We start from the raw sequence: 23,000 nt of genomic DNA on the forward strand, positions 1-23,000 counted from the left end.
CATCAACTCAGCGGAGGTGAACCGTGCCGCGCTCCACTGGCAACGCGCGACTTCGAGCTGCCCGGGTGGCGGCCGGGTACAACTCGCAGCAGGCCCTCGCCGACGCTCTCACCAAGCTGGGTCTCTCGGTTGGTACCCGCCAGTTGCGGCGATGGGAGTCGGCCAATCCTCCGTGGCCTCACCCGGATTGCCAGCGGGCACTCACACGCCTGCTCGGCCAGGACATGCAGTCCCTCGGCTTCACGCCCCCCGACGGTCGTGACGAGGCCAGCCCGGATCCCTCGCGGCGCGTCGTCGTCGGCGGGGCGATCGCTGCTCTCGGCCTGGCCACCGTGCCCGCGCAAGCGCAGGCGACCATGCAGCCCGCCACCGTTGCCGCCGATTTCGCGGCAGTCACGCGATCACACCGTCGGATGTACTGGTCTGTGGCGCCCGCCGAACTGCACCCCTCGGTCCTCGCCCACGCCCGGCTCGGCTGCGCCTTGCTCGCCGAGACGGCCGGGGACACCCGCAAGGCCGTGGCCGTGGCCCTTGCCGAGAGCTACCTCCTCGCCGGGAGAGTCGAGTTCTTTGACCTGCGTGAGCCGAACGCCGCCGACTCCACCCTCCTGCGCGCACTTCAGGCCGCAGGCGAGGCAGATGACCCACTCCTCGGGGCGGCCGTGCTCGCCCACACTGCGTTCATCCCTGGGTGGGCCGGCGAGCGAGAGAAAGCCATCGAGCGACTGATCGCGGCGCGGACGTATGCACGGCGCGGCCCGGCCAGCGCGGACCTGCTCGCCTGGCTCGATGCCGTTGAGGCCGAGTGCGAGACACGGTGCGGCAACACTCGTACCGCGCTACACCTGATCGGCCACGGCGAGGGCGTCCTCGCCGCAGATACCGGGCACCCGACACCGGATTGGCTGGACTGGTTCAGCGCGGCACGTCTCGCCGCGTTCAAGGGCAACACGCAGTTGAAGGCGGGGCACTTGCCGCAGGCCCGCCAGACGCTGGAGCAAGTCCTCGAAGAGCTGCCTCCGGAGTCGGACAAGCAGCGCACGGTGATCCTCGGCGACCTCGCGGCGGTAGAGGCTGCGGCCGGGAACCCGGAAGAGGCGTGTCGGTACGCCACCCTGGCCCTCAATCAACTGGCGATCACCTGGTACGCGACGGGCATGGACCGCGTCCGCGAGGTGCGGCGCGCCCTGGCACCGCACCAGCATGAACAGTGCGTTCGCGACCTTGATGATCAGCTATATGGGTGGGCGACGACCGTTAGCGCGCTGACGCGTTGAACTTCGCGATCTGCTCGGGGAGTTCGGTGAGCCTGTCGATGCGCATTGTCGGCAGGCTCTTCGCTTCCTCGGTGTTCCATTGGATTGTGGCCCACGGCCCGCGGTGAACAAGCGCGGTGTGCATGCCCGCCTGTGCGCCGGGGCGGAGGTCGTTGTCGACGCGGTCGCCGACGTACAGGATCTCGTGGTTGGAGAACGGCACGACGTCGGCGACGCGGTGGAAGAACTCGGGATCTGGCTTCGATGCGCCCCAGTCGTCCGACGTGCCGATCAGGTCGACGTCGTCCATGAACAGCTCGCGCAGGATGCCGCCAGCCCGCACGGTCTGGTTCCCGGCGATACCGAGCCACAGGCCGTCCGCCCGCAGCTGGGCAAGGGCCGGGCGAACGTCCGGGTACAGGTCGCTCTCGTCAAAGTGCTCCGGCTGCCCCGCATCCGCGCGCGCCTGGCGCTGCTCATACAGGTCGAAGCCCGGCCGGAACTCCTGGAACACTTCGCGGTAGTCGCGGCCTTGCGCGATGACGGCGCCGAACATGGCGGCGAAGGTGTGGCGGGGTACGCCGAGCCAGTCGGCCCAAGTGCCGTACTCACGGGTCTCGTCTACCAGGCACTCGCCGACGTCAAATACCACTGCGCGAATCGTCATGGCCGGATCCTAGGCGGTGGTGTACGGGTGCTGCTGGGTAGCCTTGATCCATGCCTACTACACCTGCCGCTGCTGGCTCCGCGCGCCCCGCGTCGGTGATCAACGAGGAGATCCGTGGGCTCGTCGAGCAGGGCGGTCTCGGGTCGGAGACGTACCTGGAGCTGCTGGTGGAATGGGCGGCGGCTCAGCGGTCGGAGACCCTGCGCGGCGACGTAGCCGAGGCGGCTTAGGATCCTGGCTCGTGGCAATCGAACTGAGCGATGACCTGATTGAGCTGGAACGCAGGGCCTGGGCTGAGATCCAGGCGGGCGCGCTGACCGTGGAGACCGCCGAGGCTGTGCAGGCGGCCATCACGGCGTTCGCGGAAGCGGACGAGGCGCACAGCCGCTACGAGGTCGAGGCGGCGCTGAAGAAGCTCGTGCGGCACCCCGAAGACGCGGCCTGATCTACAGCGCGGACTGGAAGGCGGACGCGGACGGCACTGTCTCGGCTGCCTCGGTGACGCGGTCGAGGACGGCCGGGGCGTGTCCGGCGTGCTGGGCTGCGGCCCGGGCGGCGAGCGAGATCCGGCGGGTCTGCGGGACGGCGACTGTGCGGGTCGCGGCGGAGACGAGCGTGGTGGTCATGGCTCATTGTGGCAGGCGGTGGTCATGGGGTGCAGCCAGTCATTGATCGCCCCACGGCACAGTCACGGCAGGAGCCAGCTTGGCGCGGATCCGAGTAAGAGCGGCGCGCACCTCGGCGGCGCCCGGCGCTGACCGGTCGCGCCACTCGGCTTCCAGGGCGACGCACTCCCAGTGCGCATCCCGAAGGGTGCGAAGGGCGAGCAGGCGGGCTCCCATCGCGGCTTCGGCAGCTGCTTCCTGGAGGCGTTCATAGGGGGTCAGATCGTCAGCCACGGCAATCCCTTTCAGTGTTGGGCACTTTGTCGTCATGTACGGACGACGTAACTCGCCAGTCACTCCCCAGGTCCCCGACGCGCCCCGTTGAACAGCAGTGGCCCGCCGGTCGCTGTCCCGGCGGGCCTCCAGCAGCAAGCCCCGCATGCTCGGGGAATGTGATGCTGCCACTGTACGGGCGGCCACTGACAACGGCGGGCGTGTTGAAAAGGTCTGAGTCGGACGCCGCTTAAGGCCGCCGAGCAGGAGCAGGCGGAAGCGCCGTAGACTCGAACACATGTCCGACCCGTCGCGCCTTGACCTGCTCCGCTTTCTGGAGCGCGTCCAGCTCCAGCAGCTGGACCAGACGCGGCGGTGGATCGCGGCCGAGGAGGAGCGGGCTACTGCCGCCCGCCGGACGCCGCCGCCCGTCCCGGACTGGGTGATCGCCTACCAGCGCAGCGGGACGGGTCCGGTCGCGGAGGGCGTGCACGTCGGCGGGTGCGGCATGGCAGCCGGCCGCACCGAGGCCGTCACGCGGGAGCAGGCGCTCCGTGCGCTCACCGTCGACGCGGTTCCGGCCTGCCCGTACTGCCGGCCGGACAGCGAGCTCGGGGTGCTGGAGTCGTAAGCCCGACGCACCCTGGATGCATGGCCGATCGCCGGATCATCGTCGTCTACCCGCCCGACGAACAGGGCGCCCGCCGCGTGCGCATCGACGGCAGCACCATCGGCCGGGCCACCGACCTCGCCGACCTCGTCATCTGGCTGCGTCGGGCCGGGCTGGAGGTCGACGACATCGACGTCGTCCGGTCGCCGCTCATCGAATGGCGCGGCGGCGGCGGGCCCGAGGCGTGGGACGAGAGTGACGAGTTGCCGCACGCGTAGTGACAGGGCCGGGCCATCGGTCTAACGTGGCGGCGCGGCCTGCCTCGTTCGCAGCGACCCCCTCGGGGGCGTGGGGAGTAACCCCTCGGCAGGCCGCACCTGCGCCTACAGCCCGACTCTGAAAGGTTGGACGCCCTCTGGGAGCGGCCGGGTGCCAACCATCTCGCCGATGCGCGGAAGATCAAGCAGTAGGCAGATCTCCTTGTCGTCATAGGCCCACCGCGCAACCGCCCCCTCCACCATCAGATGTGCGGCTGTACGGCTGGGCAGCGTGTAACCGACCTCTAGCGGCACAGACCACGGGCGGACCTCGAAGGGAGCGTGCACGGAACCGTAGAGGCCTTGCTGGTGAAGCACGCGAACGCCGAGTGCCCGCCAGAAGTTCACGGGCTCGCTCCACGAGAGCGTGCCATCGCTGTCTGCGCCGTTCTGTGTCATGCCCAGTTCGGCTCGGAACGGATCTGTGACAGCTTTCAGCTTCGCCGCATTTCCCTGCCGGTCTGCGTCCGGGCCGGGCTCGGCTCCTACTGGGATGCGTCGACGGATGATGCGCCCATAGGACAAGCCCTCAAGGACGCGCATGAGGGCCGCTACCTGGTGGGGCGGCCAGTAAGCCGGCTCGCGTTGCGTCTGCCCCACCAAGGCGATGAGCTGCCGACTGTACGAACCGTCGCGCAGAGTTGCGGTCATGCGGGCGAGCATTGTGGCGCCATCCGGTTCGCCTTGCAGCTCTTCAAGTAGTAGGCGAGCGGCGTCCTCGTGGATGGTCATTTCTCTCCCAGCCCGAACCGGTCGGTAATGCCGCTGAACAGGGCTTCGGCCGCGTCGACATGGGCGGCGTTGCGCTGCCCCTTGTTGCGTCGCTTCCAGTAGCCGACGGTGGTGGCTGGGTTGTCGTGGTCGGCGAAGGCTTGGACTTCGGCGAGGTCGACGTGGTCGTCGAGCATGTGCGTGATCCGGCTGGCCCGCAGGACGTGCGGGGTGAGTTTCCGGCAGGCCTTGCAGCGGGCGAAGGCGTGCGCCGGCTGGTCGGCGGCCGAGCAGACGAGGACGCGCGCCTTGCGGCCCAGGCGCGTGAGGAGCCGGGCGATGTCGTGACGGTCAAGGCGCTCACCGGCGGAGTCGAGGAGGAGGGCTTTCTCCGTGCGGCCGGCAGTGTGGGCGTCGAGGAGTTCGGCGACGGTGGTGGGCAGCGGGAGAATACGCTCCTTGCTCTCTTTTCGAGTGACGTCGAGGTAGGAGCGTCGCCCTCGTTCGATCCGGTCGGTGACGTCAGCGGCGCACATCTCGCTGACGCGTCCGGCAAGGGTGTAGAGGAGGAGGACGATGAGCGCGTCGAACTCGTTTTCCGCCGCGTTGACTACGGCCTGCACTTCGTCGACTTCGAGGACAGGCGTGCTGCGGGAGGTGTTGCCCTTGTCGACCTTGGGGCGGTCGTCTTGGGTGACGGGGTTTTTGGGGAGGTCGATCTTCTCGGCGGCGTAGGTGTGCAGCGAGGAGAGCGTGTTGAGGTAGCGGCTGATTGTGGTGGGCGGTGCCCCGCGGCCTTCCATGCGGAGTCGCCAGGCGCGGATGTGGTCGGCCGTGAAGCAGCCGAGGGCGAAGCGGTCGTGGCCCAACTCCTGGGCGTAGGCGCCCCAGACGCGGCGGATGTCGTCGACGTAGTTGCGCTTCGTTTGGAGGCTGCCCCGCCGGGTGGAGGACAGCCAGTCCATGACCATCACGAATGTCTCGGAGGTGACGGCCTCGGCGAGGAGTTCGGCTCGGGCCCGGTAGATGCGCGCCCGCCCCTTGCGGTCGACCTGAACTTGGCCAAGGTCGTCGACGAGCTTGCGGCGGACTTCTTCGAACAGGTCCGAGCCGGGTAGCGCGATCGACTGCCCGGCGGCTTGCTTCGGCAGCAACTCGGTCACGCCGCCTCCGGGTGATCGGCAAGGAACTCGTGCCGGTAGCCGCCGAGTTCAGCGAGGCGGAGCTGGTCGCGCTCCCAGCTGGACGGGCCGCTTTGCCCGTCGAGGGTGTCGTTCCAGCCCGGCCGGTAGTCAGGGTGGTGGCGCCACATGCGGGTGAAGTAGCGCATCGTCGAGCAGGGGAAGCCGCAGGATCCGGGGCAGGTGAAGCACCTGCCCCACGACTTGCCGTCGTCATCCACGTAGGGCGAGTGCTGGACGACGGCAAGGCGGAGCGACTCGACACGGATCACGGCCGCGTCCCGTTCGTCGCCTTCGGGTAGTGCCTCGGCTGCGGCGAAGTCTTCGCGAAGTCGCGCATGTACGAAGTCCTCGGCCCGGAACTCCCAGAGCCAGTTTGGATCATCGCGATTCGTCATGCCCGATTCTACCAACTCCCTAGCGCATAAGGGAACGTTATGCGCTACCGGCCGCCACGCCGCGCGCCCACGCCCCCTCCGCAAGCCTGTAGACACGACTACAGGCGAGCTGTAGAGTGGTCCACAGAAGGGGCGAGGGTCGCACTCAGGAGAGGCCGCCATGCTGACGATCACCACACGCACCGGCGACTACTACGGCGACGGCAGCAGCTACCACATCTGGGAGACCCATAACGCCGACGGTGAACTCATCGCGGAGCTCTACATCTCCACCGACCGCAACGAGATCATGAACATCGAGGTCAGTGAGGACCACCGCGGCGAAGGCCACGCCCGCGCCCTCTACGAGGCCGCCAGCTCGCAGATCCCCGTCTTCCACGCTCCCGTCGCCCACCGCACCGCCGAAGGCAACGCCTTCGCAGAGGCCGTAGGCGGCGAAACCGTCGCCGCCTACCCCTGCGACTGCTATGCCTGCAACTTCACCGAGGAATGACGCATGCAGCGCTACGAACTCGAAGCCTGGCTCGGCGACGACCACGGCCTCACGGGCGACCAAATCGACGAACTCCTGCACACCGCCGACGACATCGCAGAGCAGTACCCCGATGCCGATGACCGTGACGACCGCGAAGCTGCACTCACTGCCGCCTACCGGCTCATGACTGAAGCGCCCGAAGAACTCATCGCGGAACTCGCCAGCGAGCGCGTCAACGCCCGCCTGGCAGAGCAGAAGGCCTTCATCAGCCTGCGGCAGATCGCCGTCACTCGCATCAACAGCGGCGACGCCACCGAAGCCGGGTTCGCGAAGCAGGCGGGCATCGACCGCATGACCGTTCGCAAGTGGCTCGGGAAGCGCTGACCGGCAGCAGCCCCCGCCCGCAACATACTAAGGAGACCGCATGACCGAGCACCCCACCGTCGGCGAGCCGGTAGCCGCCAACGGCCGAGGCTTCCTTACCTATGCGGGCAGCCCGATCAAGACGAGCTATGGGCACACGATCCGCGTGCAGGAGTCATCGGCCGCGTCTGAGCCTCATGTCTGGCTGTTCATTGGCGACAGCCCCGCTGCGAGCGGTCGCAATCCGCACCTCAATCTGGAGCAGGCGATCGCTCTGCGTGCCGCGCTCGACCAGTTCATCGAAGGCGTACCGAACCGGTGGAGCAACGGTCAGGCCATGCTGGATGAGGCCAAGCGCGCCATCTTCGGTAACCACGACAAGGAGGGCTGACCGTGGACAGTTCGGCCAGCACGAACGTCAGCTTCTTCGTCCCGCTCGTCATCGCCCTCTCGGTGTTTGCGGCCATCGTCCTACCCGGCGAACTGGACGGCGCGCGCTTCGCTGTGGCCGCCGCGGCGTTCCTCGTCATTGCGCCGGGTGGTGCTTGGTTCCTCGGTCGTCCCCCGCGATAGCCGCACAGCGAAGCGGTCCCGCCGACATGCGCAACCACGAGAAGCCCCACACCGAGAAGCGAGGACACGATGAAGGACGACAACCCCCAGCAGTGCGGTGCACGCGGCAGGCTGTGCGACGCGGACGTCATCAAGCTCCAGAACCTCGCGCGGGTCAGCGGGATCGTGGATTGGGACGCTCAGGGGCTGACGTGCCATCTGCCCGAACGCCATGAGGTCGAGGAGCACGAGCAGCCCCTCATCAGCCAGGACTTCGGGCAGCACGAGCAGATCTGGTGGGCGACGTGGCGTGACATCGACGGCCTGCGGGAGGAGGCGGCCATGTTCACAGGGCCCTCCTGCGCCTTCGAGCACGATGGATGGACGTGCCTCCTGCTGGCTGATCACACGACGCCGAACGACCAGCGGCACGTGCTGGCATAGCGACAGCACAGCGAAGCGGCCCCACCCTCCGAAGAGGACGGGGCCGCTGTCGCGACCAAGAGCCTTGGCCCACCGTTGCAGCGGTGGACAGTCAAAGGTGCACTCACGCCAGCGAGTTGCAGCCCCAGACCTTGCCAGTATGGCAGCAAAAGACCCCGCCACCCTTTGAGTGGCGGGGTCGTTCGATGCTGATCGGCGCCCACGGGGCCTAGGGCGGGGCGCCGCCACGATCCTTACGGATGTCGCATCCAGGGGCCGAGCAGGGGTGCACGTACTGGAGAGCCTGAACCGCCGAACGCCCCTGCCGAACGGGCAAGTTGTGCGCGGCCCCGAGAGACCTTCCCCGCGAAACGGGTAGGCGTGCGCGCCCTGCCGTATCGCCAGTGTGACAGAAGGAAGCCCCCGCCACTCAATGAGCGGCGGGGAACTTTCACGCGATCTCGGGGACTTCGTCGTCCTCGATGGCGGGCTCCAGGAACAGGCCCTGGTACTCGGGCGGTGGGGGTTCGGACTGGGGGTCGAGGACGCCGATGTCGACGAGCGTGCCGGCGCCGGCCGCGCCCGTGTCGGGCGGCGGGGGGAGCTGGCGGGGAGGGCGGTCAGGCATCAAGCCTCCTGTACATAGAAGTCATTGCCAGCGCGCCGATGCCGACGAGACTGCGGCGGGCCGCTGGGGACGGGCCCGGTGCCGGACTGTTTACGGCGGTGCACTTGTAGCGGGGCGCGGTCGGGTCGAAGCCGTCGGCGGGGACGCACTGGTACTCGATGCCCTGCGGGTCGGTGTAGGACCAGCCCGCAGGTGGGTGGCCATCGGCGCCGTCCTTGCCGGGAGCGCCATCGGCGCCGTCCTTCCCTGCCGGGCCTGGAGCGCCCGTAGGTCCCGGGTCACCCTTGGCGCCGACGGGCCCGGCTTGCCCTGCGGCGCCAGGGGAGCCGGTTGCGGATATACCGGGGGCGCCGGTATGTCCTGTCTGCCCGGTGGGTCCGGCCGGACCGGCTGGCCCTGTGGGTCCCACCGGGCCGGGTTGGCCCTGGGGACCGCGCGGCCCGGTGACAGACTGCCCCGGATCGCCACGGCTTCCGGGCGGGCCGGCGACGGGCGTGTGGCCGAGCCCCTGAACCTGGCGGGCGAGGAGGTCCCGGGCGTCGTTCGCGGTCCGCAGATCGTCGCCCAGCTGCTGCATCGTGAGAACGATCCAGCACAGGGCACTGACGGCGACGAGGACTCCCAGCGCGAACCAGGCGTCCGCCCGTCGGCGGGCGGGGGCCGGCGATGCGTGGTCACTCACGCCCCGGCTCCCCTCGTCGTCAGATACACCTGGAGCAGGACAAGGAGGACCGGCACGATCAGCGCCGAGAAGATCAGGCGCCGGTCGGCCGCCCGCTGCTTGTCCTGCTCCTTGCGGGCGTCCTCGATGCCCTTGACGCGCTCCAGCAGTTGCTTGAGTGCGTCATCGCGCTGCGCTTGCTCGATCTGGTAGCGCTCCAGAGAGACGCGCCCGTCGATCCGGATACCCAGCTGCCGGATGTCGTCACGGACGTCGCCGAGCCGGTCCTCCAGGCGCCGGGCCAGCTCGCCGAGGGTCGGATCGTCCGGCACGTGGCGCTCCGATCAGACGGCGGTCGGACGGCTGATGGCCGGCGCCGGGACCGGTGCGGTGACCTGAGTGCGGGTGTACGCGGCGACGGCGGCCGAGACGAACGCGAACACGACGGCTTGGGTGTCCGGGGCCCAGTGCAGGCCGAAGCCGACCGCGGCGGCGATGCCCGCCTGGGTGAGGCCGAGCAGGGCCGCGCCGATCCCGTCGTGGACCTGGAAGGCGATGATGACGGCCACGGCAGCGGCGGCGACGGTGTTCACCGTGGCCTGCTGGTCGGCGGTGGTGTGGAGCCAGAAGGCGCTTACGAGCTTGACGGTTGCGGCGACGAGGCCGAGGACGAGTGCAGGCTCCCTGCCGAAGATCTTCATGACGGTGCTCCTAGTTGGCGAGGCGGCTGGCGATGTTGGCGGCGACCTTGGCGGCGATGGCGTCGGCGAGCGCCTGGTTTGCGGCGATCGCGGTGGCGAGCGCCTGCATCTGCGCGTCGCTCGCGCCGGTCGTGGCCAGTGAGCTGACCGTCGCGGCCAGGGCGTCGAGCTTTTTGCCGAGTGCCGAGACGCCTGCCGATGCGGCGGCGGCCTGCGAGGCGGCGTTCGCGAGGGTCTGGTGTACGTCGGGCTGGTCGCCGTGCGTGTAGGACCAAACATCGCCAGGGGTCATGTCGTCCTCCTGTTGGGGTTGTGTGCCGAGCGCCCACGCGCGGAGGGCTGCGGCGTCGAGGTGGCAGAAGTCGCGGTCGAGGCCGCCGGCCTCGCTGTACTGATGGAAGACCCACGGCGCCGCGATGCCCGGGTCGCCGGCGCTGCGGTTGGCGGTGGCGATCCACAGGAAGTCCCCGAAGTACCCGGTCTTGTCGACGTTGCGCCAGTAGTCGGTGTTGGCGTACATGCCGACCCTGTTGTTGGGGAGCTTCGCCTTCACGTACCGCAGCCAGGCGTCCTTGTACGCGGCCTGCGTCGCCTTGGGTACGCTCGCGTTGGCCGGGTCGTAGCCCTCCCAGTCGAGGACCACCAGGTCACCCGGCGCCCACGCGACCTGCTTGAGGAAGTAATCGGCCTCGGCGCGCGGGTCGTTGGCCATGTGGGGGTAGTGGTAGGCGCCCCACACCAGGCCATTGGCCTTTGCGTGGTCACGCTGGGAGACCCACAGCGGGTTGATGTACGACAGGCCTTCGGTGATCTTGACGAACGCGAACCCGAGGCCGCTCGTACTGGGCTGCGCGGACTGGTACGAAGCCCAGTCCTGCCCGTAGGTGCCCATCACTCGGTCCCGACCACGGACCAGGTGGGGATGGTGACATCGCCCTGCTGGGCAAGGAGCCAGCGCAGGTCGGGCGTGGTGAAGTAACCGGACCCGGAGGCGCCCCAGCCGGTTCCCCACGAGTTGGTGATCCAGTAGTCGCCGGTGGTGGCGTCGAACCGGTTCAGCTCGATCTCGTGGCCACCGGCGATTCCGGAGGACCGGACGACGGGGATGCGGCCGTCCCGGTCCGTATCGAACATCGAGTTCAGCCATGGAATGCCGATCATCACGGGGCCGTGCTGGAGTGCGCTGGTCAGGGCGGCCAGTGAGAAGGCGTGGCTGTACGAGGTGGCCAGGCCGAGCGCATGCAACGCCTTGGCGACGCCGAGGCCGGAGGAGCCCGTGTCGGTCGGCGGGTAGTACCCGGAGATCGAGTCGAGACGGGTGGCCAGCGAGTACAGGCGGACCGCGAAGTCCTCATCGGGGACGTACACGCCCGCACCGAAAAAGCCGTGCGACGCCTTGGCGGCGGCAGCCGAGATCGTCACGGAGGTCAGGCCCGGCCGGGCCGCCGAGTCGGTGCCGAGGAGACCAGTCCCCGCATTGCCGGTGCACGACCCGAGCTGCCCCTGGTCCAGGACTGGCGTGCGGCGGGTCCAGGCGACGGAGCGGATCGCGTCGGCGGGCAGCGTCTCGTGCGCGAACGCCCGGGAGCGCGGGTCGTGCTCGACGTGGCGGCCCATCGGGCGCCCCCGGCGTGCGGGCAGCAGTTCAACGTGAGGGGTGCTCATGGTGCCTCCAGGGCATGACGAACGCCCCGGCCGTCGGCTCGGGGCGTGAGGGTGGTGGAGACGAGTCAGCTGAAGCTGGGCGGCACCGCGCTCATGTTTGTCGAGTAGACGCGGTTTTCGAGGTCCTGCTTGGTGACGGACATGGGGTTGACGATGCCGTGTGGCCAGGGCTGCGCGTTGAACGCGGCGACGATGCCGAGGGCGATCTCGTCGGTGACGCCGGCCAGGGAGGTCAGCAGGAAGCCTCCGTCGTTCTCGCCGGTGGCGCTGTTGATCGTGAAGTTGAACTGGTATTCGGTGAGTGTGTCGATCGAGCTCACTGGTTCTCCTTGGCTATCGGCTGATCCAGAGGACGCGCATCGAGGCGATGAAGGCAGCGCCGGCGCTCGTATTGAGGGAACCGCCGGATGCCTGAGCTGCCATCACTTCGATGTAGTCCGTGCTCCCGTTCGCAGTGACGAACGCCAGGGCCTGCTGCCCAGACGTCACCGCGTTGACCGGGTCGAAACTGGTTCCCGAGCCGATGACGCCGCCGCCGTTGAGGCCGATTTGCAGGCGCCGGTCGCCTGCGGTGGTGTTCGGCCAGCCCACGGACCCGAGGACCAGGTACAGGCCGGGCACGGTCGGCGTGTACCTGGATGTGTTGGTGACGGTGGAGTGTCCGCCGTCGGCGTCCAGCACCTCGGTGTCCAGGTTCAGCCCGACCATCACGTTGCTGCCAGGGATGGACTGCGAGGTCGTTGCGTACCCGAAGAACACGGGCGGCGCCAAGGCGAAGTTGTTCAGGTCCCTGACCTGGGCGTTGAACAGGGCGGCGGTGTCGTAGTTCCCGGGCGATTCGGTGACGGCTACGGGGACGGTGCGGCCCACGGGTCCCTCCGATCAGTAGGCGAACGCGGTCGCGTCGAACGCCGACACGGCGTCCCAGGTGGTGGGGTCGGTTGTCCCGGCCGGGAGTGTTTCGTTGATCAGGTCACCGGCCGTGTGCGCTTTGGTGGTTGGCGCGGTGAGGGTGAGGACGGCGCTGGTCCAGCCCGCCGACGTCGCCCCGACCGCAGAGATGGTCACCGTCTCCTGGTTGGCGGTGTTCTGGCCGAGGACGATCTGCGTGCCGGCGGGCAGCTGCGCGGCCAAGGGGTTGGTGTTGTCCTGCGAGTTGTTGACCGTGATCGAGCTGACGCCGCTGGCCACGGTCGTCTTGAGGGTGGTGTGCCAGGCGGCGAACAGGCCATACGGCGTGAGGTCGGCGGGCGAGCACTGGAGCGTGCACCACGCGTCCTTCTTGTCGCTCAGGTCCCACTGAATCGACTCGACGAAGCAGTCGATGGTGATGGGGGGAGCGCCGAACGGGCGCTTGATCACCCGTACTCGGGTGCCGAGTTCCAGGCCGAGCAGCACTGGCCACAGGGCCGGGTAGGCGCTCGGGTGAAGCTTGAGGCTGGCCACCCGGTACGCGGGCTGCTTGTACCGGGACACCAGATACGAGGCGGCGTCCTGGCATTCCTGCGACGACGTGGAGTTGATCGTGCGGGTGATGTTTCGCGGCCCGTAAGCTGCGACGGACGTCGCGTCTCGTGCGGTGAACTTGGAGGCGGGCGAGACCTGGCTGACGACCGCCACGTTCCCGAGGTGCGTCGTATCGTAATCCAGGTCGATGGTCTCGTAGGGAAACTCCCCGCCCGCGACGTTCTCGCCGAAGACGCAGAGGGGGGCCGTCGCGTTGTACCGTGCGCCCCGGGATCGGAAATTTATCCATCCGTCCGCCCCAACGAAATGCGCACCGTTCTCGGTGTCCACCACAGCCTGAAGCGCTGTGAACGCGTCCTGGCCGGTGAAGTCGGCCGGGCCCATGCTCGTGGTTAGGCCGGGCTGAATGTCCCAGCCGATGTTGTTTCCCGCGTACTTCAGAATTCGGGCGTAGCGCCGGTTGCTCGAATCACCGGTGAAACTATTCTTCCATGCGGCGTAGATCGCATCGGTGTCGGTGTTCAACAGATAAGTCGGAAATTCGCAGGCGAACGCGATGTCCCCTTGAAAGTTGTCTCCTGCCGCACCGCCCAGGCCCAAGTTGTACCAGGCGCCGAGGCTATCGCTGATGAGACCCGTTGGGGTGACGGTGGATCCGGCCGTGCGAAACCAGTTGTTTCCGTCGATGCTCACCCGAGCCTCACCGAAAGACTGATTCCACCCGAAAACAGCCAAGTGCCAATTCCCGTCCGCGACGGTGGGGAACGTGCCGTCATTGCGTGGGAATGGCGCGCTCAAGATGGCGCCTGTGGGACCGCCGATGGTCAAGTAGAGCAAATTGTCTATGCCGATCGCCAGAAATATCCTGCTCCCAGTGGCTAGGGCTTCCGTTGGCGCGTGCTGCGTATCCATCGATGTCCAAATGCATGCCCCATCCGTCGGTGTGGGCCCTGTGTATCGGAACGCGATCGCGCGGGTCCACACCGTGGGGTCCGCCGGCCCTTTGATGCCCGCTGTCGTCAGGTCGATCACGGAGCTCGCGAACAATCCGCCGACGCCCGGGGACGGGTTCGTGACCGTGGTGACGGTGCCCGTGCTGCCGGTGAACACGCCGTTGATCGGGTCGGTTGCCGTGATCTGTGTGCCGGGAGTTACTGAACCCGCTCCATTTTTCGAGTTGATGATCCCTGCGACGCCACAGTTGCCGGTGGTGTCAGCGAACTGCGTTGCGCCCGAGCCCTCGTCGAGCCGGTACACGAAGCGCGCGCCGGCCGCAGCCAGGGCTTCGGTCAGGGGGTCGTCGAGAATGTACTGCGCCAACAGGGAGAGTGCGTCGACGCTGCTGGGCGTGACCGTGGTGTACTGGTTGCCGTTGAACGCGGGCTTCCACTGGTTCGCGTAGCCCAGGTACATCGGGTACCAGACACCCGGCTGGGCCCAAGCGGACGCCGAACTCCCCTTCTCCAGCTGCCAGGCATCGACCTGGATCGTGCAGGTCGCGGCGGCGGTCGCCGCGACCATGGCGCCAACGACCAGCCCCAGCACGCCCGCCGGGGCGGTGGCCGTCACCGTGATCTGCGTCCATGCTGCCGTGGCCGAGCCGGTGAGCGTGACCGTGGAGCCGTAGGTGTACGCCGTGCCAGGCGTCAGCGGTGTCAGGTACCAGCCCTGCCCAGCCTTGACCTGGAGCGAGGTCCCCGGCGTGATGTTCCGGATGCGCATTTGCATTGTGTACGTCTGGCCCGGGAGGGCCGCAGGCTCTGCGGTGAGGCAGATCCGGGCTCCCACGGCCGTTCCGCTCGGCACGGAGAACTGCAACACGTTGGCGCCCTGGTAGGCCGTGGCGGACGCGGCGACGACGGCGGACGAGTCTGTGTCCGAGAGGATGTTCGCGTCCGTGACCTTGGTGCCGACGGCATAACCGCCGAGGTCCCCGCCCGTCGCCATGACCTGCGACAGGAGGTTGATGCTCGGCGGCCACATCGCGCGGCGCCGCACCGGCTGGAACGGCTGGATCCGCCCGTAGAACGGGCTGGCCGTGTTCGCCGGGTCGAGGGCGCCGGCCGGGTTGGACAGCACAGTGGACGCGGTGCCGGGCTGGATCTGGTCGAGCTCGTACTGACGCCCCCGCTTGCTGTCCGACTTGCTCGTGGTGGTGGGCGTGACCTCCACGAACCGGTCCACCGGAGTCAGAGCGGTCGTCGCGTTCCAGTACGGCCCCCAGGCCTCTTCGAGCACGGGCCAGTTCGGGTTGAGCGCCACGATCACCTCCGGAAGGACTGGTAGGTCTGCGCCTGGATGGAGCCGCGCTGAAGGAACTGGGACTGGATGACGTCCTGGAGGTCCTTGTCGGTGAGGATCGACCCCTGAACGTGCAGATGGACAGTCACCGTGCCCCCGGCCGCGCCGGGACCGATGCCGCCGCCGACTCCGGCTCCGGCCATCGCCAGCGAAGGCACGCCCACCCGCTGGCCGGCGAGGAGCCCGGACATCGAGGTCACCGACTGCACCGCGAGGTGGGCGTGGTCGTCGATGCCCTTGGCGATGCCCTCGGGGATCGCTACGCCGACGTTGTCGGCGAACACCCGCGATGGCGAGTTGATGCCCAGGAATTTCTTCGCGCCCGAAAGTGCGCTACTCGCCAAGTTCTCCAGTTTGTCGAGCAGTGCGCCGCCTGCGTTCTCGACGCCCTGAATGATGCCGTGAACGATCGATGATCCGATGCTCCAGAATTTCGACCCGATGTTTTTAACCGCCGTCCAGGCCTTATTGAGGCCGTCGCCGATAGTTTTCGCGACGCGGCCGATCAAGGTGGTGATCGTGGATACAGCGTTGGAGATAGGGTTGATCATGCTGGTCTTGATGCTGTTCCACACCGCCGAGGCAACCGACCTGATGGCGGACCACTTGGCGCTGAGGAAGTTCCCCAACGCCGTCCCGATGGCCCGTATATCGCTCCAGAGCGCCAACACCGGATTGATGATCACGGCGCGGATGAGCGACCACACCGCCGACGCAACGGCTTTGATTCCGTTCCATACCGTGCTCAAAAATGCGGTGATCCCGTTCCATACCGTCATCACGGCACCGATGATCTGTGTGTGAAAGTGGTTCCAGATCGCGATAAGCAGGGCCACGAACGGCAGGAATATGACCAAGAGCAAGGGCCACCACTTGCGGAAGAACCCGGCGATCGCATCCCAGATTGTTGTGGTGACGGACCAGAGGAAATTCCATCCCGTCACCAGCGGATCCACGACCCGATGCCATGCCGAGACGAAGAACCCGGCGATCGCGCCCCACACGGCAATCACGGTGCCGCTGATGCTGTTCCACACCGACACCGCGACCGCAGCCACCGAATGCCACACCGACGCCAGCTCGTGGCCGACAGATTCCGCGACGCTCTTGATCGCGCCCCACACGGCCGACCAGTGCGTGGCGAGAGCGATGACCGCCGCGATGAGGGCCACCACGCCGAGGATGATCCACGTCATCGGATTCAGGGCGGCCGCCTCGGCCATGCTGTACAGCGCCGTCGTCAGAGCGACGATCGAGAACAGCAGCACGCCACCAATCACGCCCGCCGCGATCTTCGCGGCGAGAGTGTGCTTCGCCAGCCAGGACGCGGCCGTCGCGAGGACACCGATGATGGCCTGGACGTAGGGCATGAGGATCTGCCCGATCTGGATGCCCAGTGCCTCCAGAGACGCCTTGGCCTCGGCCACCTTCTGGTTGAAGTTCTTCTGAACGTCCGCCCAGCCCTCGACGCTCTTGCCGCCCGCCCGGACGTGCTCGTCGATGCCCTTCGTCTTGTCGATGAAGTCCTGCAAGTGCGGGCCGGTCAGCTGCAACGCGGCCTGCATGGACTTGGTGCCGCCGACCATCGTCGCCAGCGCACCCACGTAGGTCTGCTGCGCGGGGGACAGGTTCGCGAGCACCTTCTGGTACTCGGTCGTGTTGGCCGCAGCCTTCTGAAGGTGGCTGATCAGCACGGTGCCAGCCGGACCCATGTGCTTCTGGATGGCATCGGTCAGCAAGGTCAGCGTCGAGGCAAGCCCGTCCTTGCCGAGCTTCTGGCCGACCTGCACGGCCGACAGACCAAGCGACTCCATCTCCTTCGCGGCCTTGCCGGACGGATTCGACAGCTGCCCGATCGTCTGCCGCAGATAGGTCGCGGCGACGGCGGCCGGCGTGCCCTGAGCGGTCATCGTGGCCATGGCGCCCATGACCTCGTTCAGCCGGACATGCGCCGCCGCCGCCACCGGCAGGATCGACGACATCGACCCCGCGAGCGCTTCGAGGTTGGTCTTGCCCTCAGCCTCAGTCGCGATCAGCGCGTTCATGGCCTCGGTCGTCTGCCCGGAAGTCATCTTGTACGCGTTCATCGCGGTCGTGACCGCGTCAGTGGTCGTGTGCAGGTCGGCCGCGCCCACCTTGGCGCCCTCGGCGCTGACCTGGAGCACCTTCAGAGCGTCCGCGCCGTGGTAGCCCGCCGACTCGACCATGTACAGACCGGCCGTCAGCTGCGAAGTCGACTGCCCGACCTCGCCCGCCATCGCGAGGACGCCGTCGCCGACCATCTTCATGTTCGACGCGGCCTCGCCCGCGCCCGTCCGGACACGGGTCATCTGAAGCTGGAAGTCGCCCGCCATCTTGACGGTGGCGACCGCCGCAGCGCCAGCGGCGACGCCCAGTCCGAGCAAGGCCGCCTTGCCGATCATGCCGGTCTTGGCGAAGGCGCCGGCCCCGGCTGCATCGACCTCGGCCAACTGTGTTTTGACGCCAGTCGCGGCCGCCTTGACCCCCGCGAAGCTGCCAAGAAACTCGATGAACACCGGGGGCAGAGCGCCCATGCCGGATCACCTCCATCCGGCTGGTGCTATCGACTTGTCAGCTCCGCATTGCCCGGGCCCACGCGGTTTGCCAGGCGGCGGCCATCTTCGGCTCGGCCGCCTTCACTCCGGGCCTGATGTACGGGTACTTGTCCTCGACTTGCCGCTTGTACAGGTTCTGGAGCTTGCCGCCGGCACCCACGCCACCTTGAAAGCCTCCGCCTGGCAGGGGCTTGGGGCGGCGCACGCCGCCGACGCCTCCGGCGAGCCGCCCAGTCAGCCGCCCAGGACCACCCGACTTCGCGACGTGGTGCGGCGTGAGGTGCAACTTGATCGAGTCGCCGGTGCGGGACGATTTACCACGGTGGTCCCAGCGCGGGCGCCCCCGCATCTTCGCCTTGATCGACGACTTTGCTGCGCTCTGGCTTGCCTTGAGGGCTTTCAGGGAGGCAAGTTCGATGCGCTTGTCCATAGCGGACACGGCGGCCACGCCTTCCTTCGCGCCCCGCACGACGACCCCAATTCCTCCGCTAGGCATGGGACGCCCTCCGCTCCTGCGCTTCGCGCACCTTGGCCACGGTGTTGTCGATCGCCAGCAGCCAGTCGAGGTCTACGGCCGACTCGTCGTCGAGGTCGGACGGGCGGCAGTGCAGCATCGTGCAGAGCCGCCACGTCCGGTACTCCTCGTCCGGCACCTCGGACGGCCCGTACTCGAAGGCCCCCTCCAGCACGCCTCTCAAGCGCTGGAGGGCTCGGTAGGGGATGCCGGATCCGGGCTCGGCTCGAAGTCCGGCGACAGGGCGCGCTGGTAGGGCGCGACGGCCTTGCGGAGCGCATCGAGCGCAGGCGCCGGCAGGTCCAGCACGGCATCCGCCGTGACAGGAAACTCCCACGACCAACCGCGCACCGCGCACACCACCAGCTCGTCTTGCAGCTGCTCAAGGACGTCGAACGCCGCGCCCATGGCCGCAGCGATCCGCAGCTCTTCGCCGGGGGTCAGGTCTTGGCCGTCCGTCTGGCTCGACCTGGCCTCGGACACGGCGGCCATGAACTCCGGGTATGAGCCCAGCTTCGCCGAGAGCCGCTTGACCGGGCGCCGCAGCCGCTCGGTGATGTCGCAAACCGGCCGCAAATCCGCCCAACCGCCGGGCAACGGAACGCGGTTGGGCTGCGTGATGTCGAGGGTGTCCGTCACTTGTACGTTCCTGTCGCGAGGGCGTTCTGGAGGGTGACCTTGAGCGGCGAGTAGCCGCTTGAAGCGCCGACGTCGGTCGTGTTCGCGACCGCCTCGTAGTCCACCGACAGCGCGATGTAGTCCTTGCCGCGGTCGATGTCGGCGGTGGTGAACGCGGCCTTCGTCATGTGGAGCTTGACCTGCACGGCGGCGGCGCCCGCGCCCTGGGAGTAGTTGATGTCGAGGGACGGCTGGCTGTTGTTGAGGTAGTTGAGGAGCTGGGTGTCGTCCTCCATGACCATCGTGAGCTTGCCGCTGACCGACACCGGGCCGGACCACAGGGCGTAGGGCGCCTGCGTACCGTCCACAGTGCTGATCACGTCCACGCTCCGCTTGATCGTGCACTCGCCGTCGATGAGCGTCAGGTTCGACGAGCCGCCGATGGAGACCGCGCCGACCCAGCCCGCCAGGGGCGTCACCGCGGTGTACGACGGGGTCGGGGCGGATGCCGTGGCCGAGCCGAGCGCCACCGCCTTGGCGGAGTACGTCAGCAGGCCGTCGCCGGAGAACTTCAGGCCGACCTCGGAGAACTTGACGCCCGCGTACTGCCGGGTGGTGATCGTGTAGTAGTCCGACAGCGTGTAGGACGGCGGCTGGCCGGTGCCGGTGTTCAGCACGGCCATGGTGTGCGTATACGGGGCGGACGCGCCCGTGGTCGCGACGTCGCCGAGGACTCCGGCCAGCGGGAAGCCGATCGTGTCGGGGAACACGTCGCCGTCGAAGTCGTACTCCGACGAGAGAACTCCGGCGATCTTGCCGTAGGAGTCGACCATCGCCCCGCGCCTGCCGGCGTCGTCGAGGAATTCCTGCTTGTCCTTGGGCTTCATCGACTTCACGGGGATGAAGGTCGTCGCGGGCACGGCAGTGCCGAACGTCGCTTCCTTGCCGATGCCGAGGAAGGAGCGGAACGTGGGCTGAGGCATCACTCACCATCCTTCGGTGCGGTCTTCGCCGCAGCCTTCGAGCGGGTCGGCTCCCAGCGGCCGTCCCCGGGGTCTTCGTCAAGTTCGGCCGACAGACCAGGAACGGCCTCAATGCCGAGCCCCGGGTAGTAGCGAGGCTCCGTGCCCCGGTAGGTGTACGCGGCCACGCCGCCCTCCTAGATGCGCTGATAGCAGGAGATCTGCATAGGGGTGATGCAGTGACGGCCCTTGTGCTCGTCGTCCCACGCCACTTCGTGGGAGCTGGCCGTGGGCCGGGCCGACAGCACAGCGCCGCCAAGCGTCGGATCGGACCGAACGACCACACAGACGGCGTCGAACAGAGCCACGCTGCGCGCGAAGACGTGCTGTGGATAGTCGCCGCCGCGGTAGACGTCGATCGTGACGTCGACGTCGTAGGTCTCCTCCAGCCAGCCCGGCCCGCCGGAGCCGACCATGCTGGACACGTTGTCCTGCCTGCTGACCTTGCCGATGGAGACGATGTCGGCAGGCTGGAAGGTGCCCGGCTCGTCGAAGCAGACCAGAAGCTGCTCGTTGGGGAAGTCCGGATCGGAGGTGAGTGTGGCGGAGAGCTGATCGAAGAGGTACTGGCGCACTGCGGGCGCCGACGAGGCGGGAATGGTCATTACACGATCCCTGGTGGCCGTCGGAAGGGCTGCCACAGCTCCAGCACCCGGGCCGGCAGTGCGAACCCGGTCGGCACGACGGATACCTCGCCGTCCAGGCCCGCACCGCCGAACTGGGGTCGTCCGCCCTGTTGGGTGAGCTGCCACAGGTGCCGGATGAGCTCCAGGGCACCGAGTCGGACCGACGGCGAAACCATGCCGAGCCTGCCGGCCGTGTACTGGATGACGATGTTCTTCGACCCGGACGCGAATTTTGTCGCGTCGCCGCCCAGGGCCCGGCGGGTGAGCTGCCCCGTGTTGTAGTCGACGGTGTACCCGAACGCGTTGGACTGGCCGCCCAGCGGCTGCTCGGCCAGGGCATAGGAGGACAGGCCGTAGTACTCGGTGACCGATACGATGGAGGCGAGTGGCAGCCAGTCCACGGTGATCGTCGTCGTCCCGCCGTCGAAGGCCTGCGTGTGCGACTCAGGGAAGACTGGGCCGATCACGTTGCGGGCCAGATCGCCGGCCGCGTCGATGAACCCCTGCAACTCGGCATCCTGGCTGGTGTCGCTGACCGGCATGTTGAGGTGGAGTTTCACCGCTGAGAGATCGACGATCGACACCGAAACCCCCTGCCTAGTCAGCCTTGTTGGGGGCCTTGGCGGCAGCGGTGTTGCGCTTGAGGCCGCCGGATCCGGTGACCTCTTCGAGGCGGCGACCGGTCTCGCGGATCTCCACCGCGATCGGAGTCGGGACGTGCTGGCCGTCGATCTCGACGGTGGCCGGGTCGACCAGGCCGCGCATCTCCGCGACGGCCTGTAGGACGTCATCCTTCATGGCGATCAGATCGGCCTTGATGCTGCCGGCGAGTTCGTGGTCGATGTCCTTGACCTGGTCCCACTTGTCGAGGAGACCCTTGGCGATGTTGATCGGATTCATGGTGCCCTCCAGGGCCTGAACCGGCGGCGGGCAGCCCTCACTGGCCGCCGCCGGGGTCGGTTGGGATCAGAACGTCGGGGTGATCGAGCCGGTGCCGGTGATCGTCGCGATCGACGCCGGGTAGCGGCCTGCCTGGAAGCTGACGTAGTTGTACAGACGGACGAACAGGCTGAGCTGGTTCGCGTAGGTCTGCTCGAACGCCTCGGCGCGAACCGAGCCCTCCCACAGGTAGATGTCAGGCATCCGCGCCACCAGGATCACGTCCTGGTTGGTGCCGGCGCCGAGGTTCGTCGCCAGGTTCGCGTCCGTGTAGACGGGCAGGCCCAGCATCTCGCCGACGTGCCCTTGCGCGGCCAGCGACCCGGGAACGCCTGTGGCGTTCATCGGCCCCTGGGCACTCGGCACGACCAGCGGGCGGTTCGAGGAGTCGGACTGGGCCATCGCCCACGCCCAGCGGCGCGGGTGCATGACGATGTGCGTCGGTGGCAGGAACCGTGCCCCGTGAATGGCCGAGACGGCCGCGCCGATCGAGGAGTACATGCCGCCCGCACCACCGAGAGCCGGAGTCGCCTGCGTCCAGGCCACCGAGTTCGTGCCGGCGAGGGTCGTGATGCCGGTGACCTGGCCGCTCGAACCAGACCCGGCCAGGACCTGGAGGTCGGCCTTCTTGGCGTAGTCGGCCGCCAGGTCACCGAGGACCAGGTCGTCGACGTTCAGCGGCGACTGCTCCACCAGTTGCATCGACATCGTCTGGCCACCGGCGATCGTGATGACCGGCGAGGAGACCGACGTGGTCGTCATGTCCGTGTTCTGGACTGCCGAGTTCTGCGTCGACTGCACGGCCGTGGCCGTACCCGACAGAACCTTGGGGATATTGATGCTGTTCGTCCCCGGCGGCACGTCGCCGTGCACGCACAGGTCCGCGGTGACGCGGCCGGCTCTGGCCAGGGCAACGAACTGGTCCTCCAGCCACAGCGGTGGCACGAACTCACCGCCCGCGCCTGCGGTGGTGGAGATCGCACGGGCCTCGGCGACCATGCGGTCGTTGCGGCGCAGCCGTTCGATCGCCGCACTGTCGCCGGTGCGCCGCGCCTGGTACAGGTCCCTGAAGTAGCTCTGGCCGCCGGTGCCGGAGCGGTAGACCTGCGGCTCGGTGACGTGCAGGTCGGCGGGGCTGCGCCGGGTCTCCGGCTGGGGCGCCGCATACCGCTTGGCGACCTCTGCCGCGGCTTCGTCGGCGCGGATCTGCTCGTCGAGCTCGCTGATCCGGGCGTCGATGGCGCGAATCTCGGACTCGCCGGTGTCGAAGGTGGACTTCTCGTCGTCAGTGAGCGCGGTGCGCTCCTCGGTCTGAACGGTCTCCAGGATCGTGTCGAGGGCAGCACGCTGCTCGGCACGCTTCTCCTGGAGAGCCTTGATCATGTCCCGCTTGTTCACGGGGGCTCCTCGGGTCGAGTTGGGCGTGCCTGCCGTCGAAACGGGTGGTGGTC

Annotated in this window: 34 protein-coding genes; 10 read left to right on the forward strand and 24 right to left on the reverse strand. The window is 67.9% G+C overall.

The genetic code is table 11. The features are described from left to right. The first annotated feature begins 23 nt into the window (after nucleotides 1–23). The gene (locus ACFYM2_RS20970) at nucleotides 24–1,277 is read left to right on the forward strand and encodes a transcriptional regulator (RefSeq protein ID WP_388837975.1); all 1,254 of its coding nucleotides are present in this window, start codon (nucleotides 24–26) and stop codon (nucleotides 1,275–1,277) included. On the opposite strand, the gene ACFYM2_RS20975 is transcribed toward ACFYM2_RS20970, so the two are convergent. Beyond that, entirely contained in the window at nucleotides 1,258–1,923 is a 666-nt protein-coding gene (locus ACFYM2_RS20975; RefSeq protein ID WP_388837978.1) for an HAD family hydrolase, read from the reverse strand. The genes ACFYM2_RS20970 and ACFYM2_RS20975 overlap by 20 nt on opposite strands. A gap of 50 nt (nucleotides 1,924–1,973) precedes the next feature. On the opposite strand from ACFYM2_RS20975, the gene ACFYM2_RS20980 reads away from it, so the two are divergent. Beyond that, nucleotides 1,974–2,153 (forward strand): hypothetical protein, encoded by a 180-nt coding sequence (locus tag ACFYM2_RS20980; RefSeq protein WP_388837981.1) that lies wholly within the window; start codon nucleotides 1,974–1,976, stop codon nucleotides 2,151–2,153. A gap of 11 nt (nucleotides 2,154–2,164) precedes the next feature. Beyond that, the gene (locus tag ACFYM2_RS20985; RefSeq protein ID WP_388837984.1) at nucleotides 2,165–2,368 is read left to right on the forward strand and encodes a hypothetical protein; all 204 of its coding nucleotides are present in this window, start codon (nucleotides 2,165–2,167) and stop codon (nucleotides 2,366–2,368) included. 1 nt (nucleotide 2,369) lies between these two features. Here the strand turns inward: ACFYM2_RS20985 and ACFYM2_RS20990 are convergent, their stop codons facing one another. Together ACFYM2_RS20990 and ACFYM2_RS20995 are read right to left on the reverse strand one after the other, a co-directional pair. Next, nucleotides 2,370–2,549, reverse strand: coding sequence for a hypothetical protein (locus ACFYM2_RS20990; protein ID WP_388837987.1), 180 nt, complete (start codon nucleotides 2,547–2,549; stop codon nucleotides 2,370–2,372). Nucleotides 2,550–2,588: 39 nt separating this feature from the next. Next, a complete protein-coding gene (locus tag ACFYM2_RS20995; protein ID WP_388837990.1) occupies nucleotides 2,589–2,822 on the reverse strand; it encodes a hypothetical protein in 234 nt (77 codons plus the stop codon). A gap of 277 nt (nucleotides 2,823–3,099) precedes the next feature. Here ACFYM2_RS20995 and ACFYM2_RS21000 point away from each other — a divergent pair, with 277 nt between their 5' ends. Together ACFYM2_RS21000 and ACFYM2_RS21005 are read left to right on the forward strand one after the other, a co-directional pair. Then, nucleotides 3,100–3,432 (forward strand): DUF6233 domain-containing protein, encoded by a 333-nt coding sequence (locus ACFYM2_RS21000; protein WP_388837993.1) that lies wholly within the window; start codon nucleotides 3,100–3,102, stop codon nucleotides 3,430–3,432. A gap of 20 nt (nucleotides 3,433–3,452) precedes the next feature. Beyond that, nucleotides 3,453–3,689, forward strand: a complete 237-nt coding sequence (locus tag ACFYM2_RS21005) for a hypothetical protein (protein WP_388837996.1) — start codon at nucleotides 3,453–3,455, stop codon at nucleotides 3,687–3,689. 105 nt (nucleotides 3,690–3,794) lie between these two features. Here ACFYM2_RS21005 and ACFYM2_RS21010 read toward each other — a convergent pair whose 3' ends face one another. The 3 genes from ACFYM2_RS21010 to ACFYM2_RS21020 are packed head-to-tail and all read right to left on the reverse strand — an operon-like array spanning nucleotide 3,795 to nucleotide 6,018. Next, a complete protein-coding gene (locus ACFYM2_RS21010) occupies nucleotides 3,795–4,460 on the reverse strand; it encodes a hypothetical protein (RefSeq protein ID WP_388837999.1) in 666 nt (221 codons plus the stop codon). Beyond that, nucleotides 4,457–5,602, reverse strand: a complete 1,146-nt coding sequence (locus ACFYM2_RS21015; protein WP_388838002.1) for a tyrosine-type recombinase/integrase — start codon at nucleotides 5,600–5,602, stop codon at nucleotides 4,457–4,459. Before ACFYM2_RS21015 ends, ACFYM2_RS21010 begins: the two co-directional genes overlap by 4 nt. After that, complete coding sequence (locus ACFYM2_RS21020; RefSeq protein ID WP_388838005.1) at nucleotides 5,599–6,018, reverse strand: hypothetical protein; 420 nt, start codon at nucleotides 6,016–6,018, stop codon at nucleotides 5,599–5,601. Before ACFYM2_RS21020 ends, ACFYM2_RS21015 begins: the two co-directional genes overlap by 4 nt. Nucleotides 6,019–6,178: 160 nt before the next feature. On the opposite strand from ACFYM2_RS21020, the gene ACFYM2_RS21025 reads away from it, so the two are divergent. The 5 genes from ACFYM2_RS21025 (at nucleotide 6,179) to ACFYM2_RS21045 (ending at nucleotide 7,852) form a co-directional block, all read left to right on the forward strand. After that, nucleotides 6,179–6,511, forward strand: a complete 333-nt coding sequence (locus tag ACFYM2_RS21025) for a hypothetical protein (protein ID WP_388838008.1) — start codon at nucleotides 6,179–6,181, stop codon at nucleotides 6,509–6,511. 3 nt (nucleotides 6,512–6,514) lie between these two features. Continuing rightward, nucleotides 6,515–6,877, forward strand: coding sequence for a hypothetical protein (locus ACFYM2_RS21030; RefSeq protein ID WP_388838012.1), 363 nt, complete (start codon nucleotides 6,515–6,517; stop codon nucleotides 6,875–6,877). A 40-nt stretch (nucleotides 6,878–6,917) separates the two neighbouring features. Beyond that, the gene (locus ACFYM2_RS21035; RefSeq protein ID WP_388838015.1) at nucleotides 6,918–7,247 is read left to right on the forward strand and encodes a hypothetical protein; all 330 of its coding nucleotides are present in this window, start codon (nucleotides 6,918–6,920) and stop codon (nucleotides 7,245–7,247) included. Between the two features lie 2 nt (nucleotides 7,248–7,249). Further along, nucleotides 7,250–7,429, forward strand: coding sequence for a hypothetical protein (locus ACFYM2_RS21040; RefSeq protein ID WP_388838018.1), 180 nt, complete (start codon nucleotides 7,250–7,252; stop codon nucleotides 7,427–7,429). 69 nt (nucleotides 7,430–7,498) lie between these two features. Next, nucleotides 7,499–7,852: a hypothetical protein gene (locus tag ACFYM2_RS21045; RefSeq protein ID WP_388838021.1), complete on the forward strand. Its 354-nt coding sequence runs from the start codon at nucleotides 7,499–7,501 to the stop codon at nucleotides 7,850–7,852. Nucleotides 7,853–8,282: 430 nt separating this feature from the next. Here the strand turns inward: ACFYM2_RS21045 and ACFYM2_RS21050 are convergent, their stop codons facing one another. From ACFYM2_RS21050 to ACFYM2_RS21135, 18 genes are all read right to left on the reverse strand, one after another. Next, nucleotides 8,283–8,459 (reverse strand): hypothetical protein, encoded by a 177-nt coding sequence (locus tag ACFYM2_RS21050; protein WP_388838024.1) that lies wholly within the window; start codon nucleotides 8,457–8,459, stop codon nucleotides 8,283–8,285. A 678-nt stretch (nucleotides 8,460–9,137) separates the two neighbouring features. After that, nucleotides 9,138–9,452: a hypothetical protein gene (locus tag ACFYM2_RS21055; RefSeq protein WP_388838027.1), complete on the reverse strand. Its 315-nt coding sequence runs from the start codon at nucleotides 9,450–9,452 to the stop codon at nucleotides 9,138–9,140. Between the two features lie 12 nt (nucleotides 9,453–9,464). Next, nucleotides 9,465–9,821: a hypothetical protein gene (locus ACFYM2_RS21060; protein WP_388838030.1), complete on the reverse strand. Its 357-nt coding sequence runs from the start codon at nucleotides 9,819–9,821 to the stop codon at nucleotides 9,465–9,467. Between the two features lie 10 nt (nucleotides 9,822–9,831). Beyond that, a complete protein-coding gene (locus tag ACFYM2_RS21065) occupies nucleotides 9,832–10,713 on the reverse strand; it encodes a glycoside hydrolase family 25 protein (RefSeq protein ID WP_388838033.1) in 882 nt (293 codons plus the stop codon). Further along, a complete protein-coding gene (locus ACFYM2_RS21070) occupies nucleotides 10,713–11,486 on the reverse strand; it encodes a C1 family peptidase (RefSeq protein ID WP_388838036.1) in 774 nt (257 codons plus the stop codon). Before ACFYM2_RS21070 ends, ACFYM2_RS21065 begins: the two co-directional genes overlap by 1 nt. A gap of 65 nt (nucleotides 11,487–11,551) precedes the next feature. Next, entirely contained in the window at nucleotides 11,552–11,806 is a 255-nt protein-coding gene (locus tag ACFYM2_RS21075) for a hypothetical protein (RefSeq protein WP_388838039.1), read from the reverse strand. A 13-nt stretch (nucleotides 11,807–11,819) separates the two neighbouring features. Beyond that, nucleotides 11,820–12,356: a hypothetical protein gene (locus ACFYM2_RS21080; RefSeq protein WP_388838042.1), complete on the reverse strand. Its 537-nt coding sequence runs from the start codon at nucleotides 12,354–12,356 to the stop codon at nucleotides 11,820–11,822. Between the two features lie 12 nt (nucleotides 12,357–12,368). Continuing rightward, nucleotides 12,369–15,215 (reverse strand): hypothetical protein, encoded by a 2,847-nt coding sequence (locus tag ACFYM2_RS21085; protein WP_388838045.1) that lies wholly within the window; start codon nucleotides 15,213–15,215, stop codon nucleotides 12,369–12,371. Nucleotides 15,216–15,217: 2 nt separating this feature from the next. Continuing rightward, nucleotides 15,218–17,809, reverse strand: coding sequence for a phage tail tape measure protein (locus ACFYM2_RS21090; RefSeq protein WP_388838048.1), 2,592 nt, complete (start codon nucleotides 17,807–17,809; stop codon nucleotides 15,218–15,220). A 37-nt stretch (nucleotides 17,810–17,846) separates the two neighbouring features. Beyond that, complete coding sequence (locus ACFYM2_RS21095) at nucleotides 17,847–18,260, reverse strand: hypothetical protein (RefSeq protein ID WP_388838051.1); 414 nt, start codon at nucleotides 18,258–18,260, stop codon at nucleotides 17,847–17,849. Nucleotides 18,261–18,318: 58 nt separating this feature from the next. After that, nucleotides 18,319–18,528 (reverse strand): hypothetical protein, encoded by a 210-nt coding sequence (locus ACFYM2_RS21100; protein WP_388838054.1) that lies wholly within the window; start codon nucleotides 18,526–18,528, stop codon nucleotides 18,319–18,321. Then, nucleotides 18,525–18,983, reverse strand: coding sequence for a hypothetical protein (locus ACFYM2_RS21105; protein WP_388838057.1), 459 nt, complete (start codon nucleotides 18,981–18,983; stop codon nucleotides 18,525–18,527). The genes ACFYM2_RS21100 and ACFYM2_RS21105 overlap by 4 nt, the downstream gene beginning before the upstream one ends. Further along, nucleotides 18,980–19,945 carry a phage tail tube protein gene (locus tag ACFYM2_RS21110; protein WP_388838060.1) on the reverse strand — a complete coding sequence of 322 codons (966 nt, stop codon included), beginning with the start codon at nucleotides 19,943–19,945 and terminating at the stop codon, nucleotides 18,980–18,982. Before ACFYM2_RS21110 ends, ACFYM2_RS21105 begins: the two co-directional genes overlap by 4 nt. Beyond that, nucleotides 19,945–20,112, reverse strand: a complete 168-nt coding sequence (locus tag ACFYM2_RS21115) for a hypothetical protein (protein WP_388838063.1) — start codon at nucleotides 20,110–20,112, stop codon at nucleotides 19,945–19,947. Before ACFYM2_RS21115 ends, ACFYM2_RS21110 begins: the two co-directional genes overlap by 1 nt. Nucleotides 20,113–20,121: 9 nt before the next feature. Continuing rightward, a complete protein-coding gene (locus tag ACFYM2_RS21120; protein WP_388838066.1) occupies nucleotides 20,122–20,589 on the reverse strand; it encodes a hypothetical protein in 468 nt (155 codons plus the stop codon). After that, a complete protein-coding gene (locus ACFYM2_RS21125; RefSeq protein ID WP_388838069.1) occupies nucleotides 20,589–21,194 on the reverse strand; it encodes a hypothetical protein in 606 nt (201 codons plus the stop codon). The genes ACFYM2_RS21120 and ACFYM2_RS21125 overlap by 1 nt, the downstream gene beginning before the upstream one ends. A 13-nt stretch (nucleotides 21,195–21,207) precedes the next feature. After that, entirely contained in the window at nucleotides 21,208–21,510 is a 303-nt protein-coding gene (locus tag ACFYM2_RS21130; RefSeq protein ID WP_388838073.1) for a hypothetical protein, read from the reverse strand. Between the two features lie 66 nt (nucleotides 21,511–21,576). Further along, nucleotides 21,577–22,947, reverse strand: coding sequence for a phage major capsid protein (locus ACFYM2_RS21135; RefSeq protein ID WP_388838076.1), 1,371 nt, complete (start codon nucleotides 22,945–22,947; stop codon nucleotides 21,577–21,579). Nucleotides 22,948–23,000 lie beyond the last annotated feature (53 nt).

This window comes from Streptomyces sp. NPDC006711, assembly GCF_042869775.1.
Taxonomy (GTDB): Bacteria; Actinomycetota; Actinomycetes; order Streptomycetales; family Streptomycetaceae; genus Streptomyces.

What these genes read in the sequence shown, in the direction of transcription:
- ACFYM2_RS21090 (WP_388838048.1), bottom strand. Translation starts at nt 17,809, where the DNA reads ATGGGCGCTCTGCCCCCGGTGTTCATCGAGTTTCTTGGCAGCTTCGCG.
- ACFYM2_RS21130 (WP_388838073.1), bottom strand. Translation starts at nt 21,510, where the DNA reads ATGAATCCGATCAACATCGCCAAGGGTCTCCTCGACAAGTGGGACCAG.
- ACFYM2_RS20980 (WP_388837981.1), top strand. Translation starts at nt 1,974, where the DNA reads ATGCCTACTACACCTGCCGCTGCTGGCTCCGCGCGCCCCGCGTCGGTG.
- ACFYM2_RS21110 (WP_388838060.1), bottom strand. Translation starts at nt 19,945, where the DNA reads ATGCCTCAGCCCACGTTCCGCTCCTTCCTCGGCATCGGCAAGGAAGCG.
- ACFYM2_RS21010 (WP_388837999.1), bottom strand. Translation starts at nt 4,460, where the DNA reads ATGACCATCCACGAGGACGCCGCTCGCCTACTACTTGAAGAGCTGCAA.
- ACFYM2_RS21095 (WP_388838051.1), bottom strand. Translation starts at nt 18,260, where the DNA reads ATGGACAAGCGCATCGAACTTGCCTCCCTGAAAGCCCTCAAGGCAAGC.
- ACFYM2_RS21005 (WP_388837996.1), top strand. Translation starts at nt 3,453, where the DNA reads ATGGCCGATCGCCGGATCATCGTCGTCTACCCGCCCGACGAACAGGGC.
- ACFYM2_RS21045 (WP_388838021.1), top strand. Translation starts at nt 7,499, where the DNA reads ATGAAGGACGACAACCCCCAGCAGTGCGGTGCACGCGGCAGGCTGTGC.
- ACFYM2_RS21120 (WP_388838066.1), bottom strand. Translation starts at nt 20,589, where the DNA reads ATGACCATTCCCGCCTCGTCGGCGCCCGCAGTGCGCCAGTACCTCTTC.
- ACFYM2_RS20975 (WP_388837978.1), bottom strand. Translation starts at nt 1,923, where the DNA reads ATGACGATTCGCGCAGTGGTATTTGACGTCGGCGAGTGCCTGGTAGAC.
- ACFYM2_RS20990 (WP_388837987.1), bottom strand. Translation starts at nt 2,549, where the DNA reads ATGACCACCACGCTCGTCTCCGCCGCGACCCGCACAGTCGCCGTCCCG.
- ACFYM2_RS21070 (WP_388838036.1), bottom strand. Translation starts at nt 11,486, where the DNA reads ATGAGCACCCCTCACGTTGAACTGCTGCCCGCACGCCGGGGGCGCCCG.
- ACFYM2_RS21030 (WP_388838012.1), top strand. Translation starts at nt 6,515, where the DNA reads ATGCAGCGCTACGAACTCGAAGCCTGGCTCGGCGACGACCACGGCCTC.
- ACFYM2_RS21060 (WP_388838030.1), bottom strand. Translation starts at nt 9,821, where the DNA reads ATGAAGATCTTCGGCAGGGAGCCTGCACTCGTCCTCGGCCTCGTCGCC.
- ACFYM2_RS21025 (WP_388838008.1), top strand. Translation starts at nt 6,179, where the DNA reads ATGCTGACGATCACCACACGCACCGGCGACTACTACGGCGACGGCAGC.
- ACFYM2_RS21050 (WP_388838024.1), bottom strand. Translation starts at nt 8,459, where the DNA reads ATGCCTGACCGCCCTCCCCGCCAGCTCCCCCCGCCGCCCGACACGGGC.
- ACFYM2_RS21035 (WP_388838015.1), top strand. Translation starts at nt 6,918, where the DNA reads ATGACCGAGCACCCCACCGTCGGCGAGCCGGTAGCCGCCAACGGCCGA.
- ACFYM2_RS21065 (WP_388838033.1), bottom strand. Translation starts at nt 10,713, where the DNA reads ATGGGCACCTACGGGCAGGACTGGGCTTCGTACCAGTCCGCGCAGCCC.
- ACFYM2_RS21020 (WP_388838005.1), bottom strand. Translation starts at nt 6,018, where the DNA reads ATGACGAATCGCGATGATCCAAACTGGCTCTGGGAGTTCCGGGCCGAG.
- ACFYM2_RS21000 (WP_388837993.1), top strand. Translation starts at nt 3,100, where the DNA reads ATGTCCGACCCGTCGCGCCTTGACCTGCTCCGCTTTCTGGAGCGCGTC.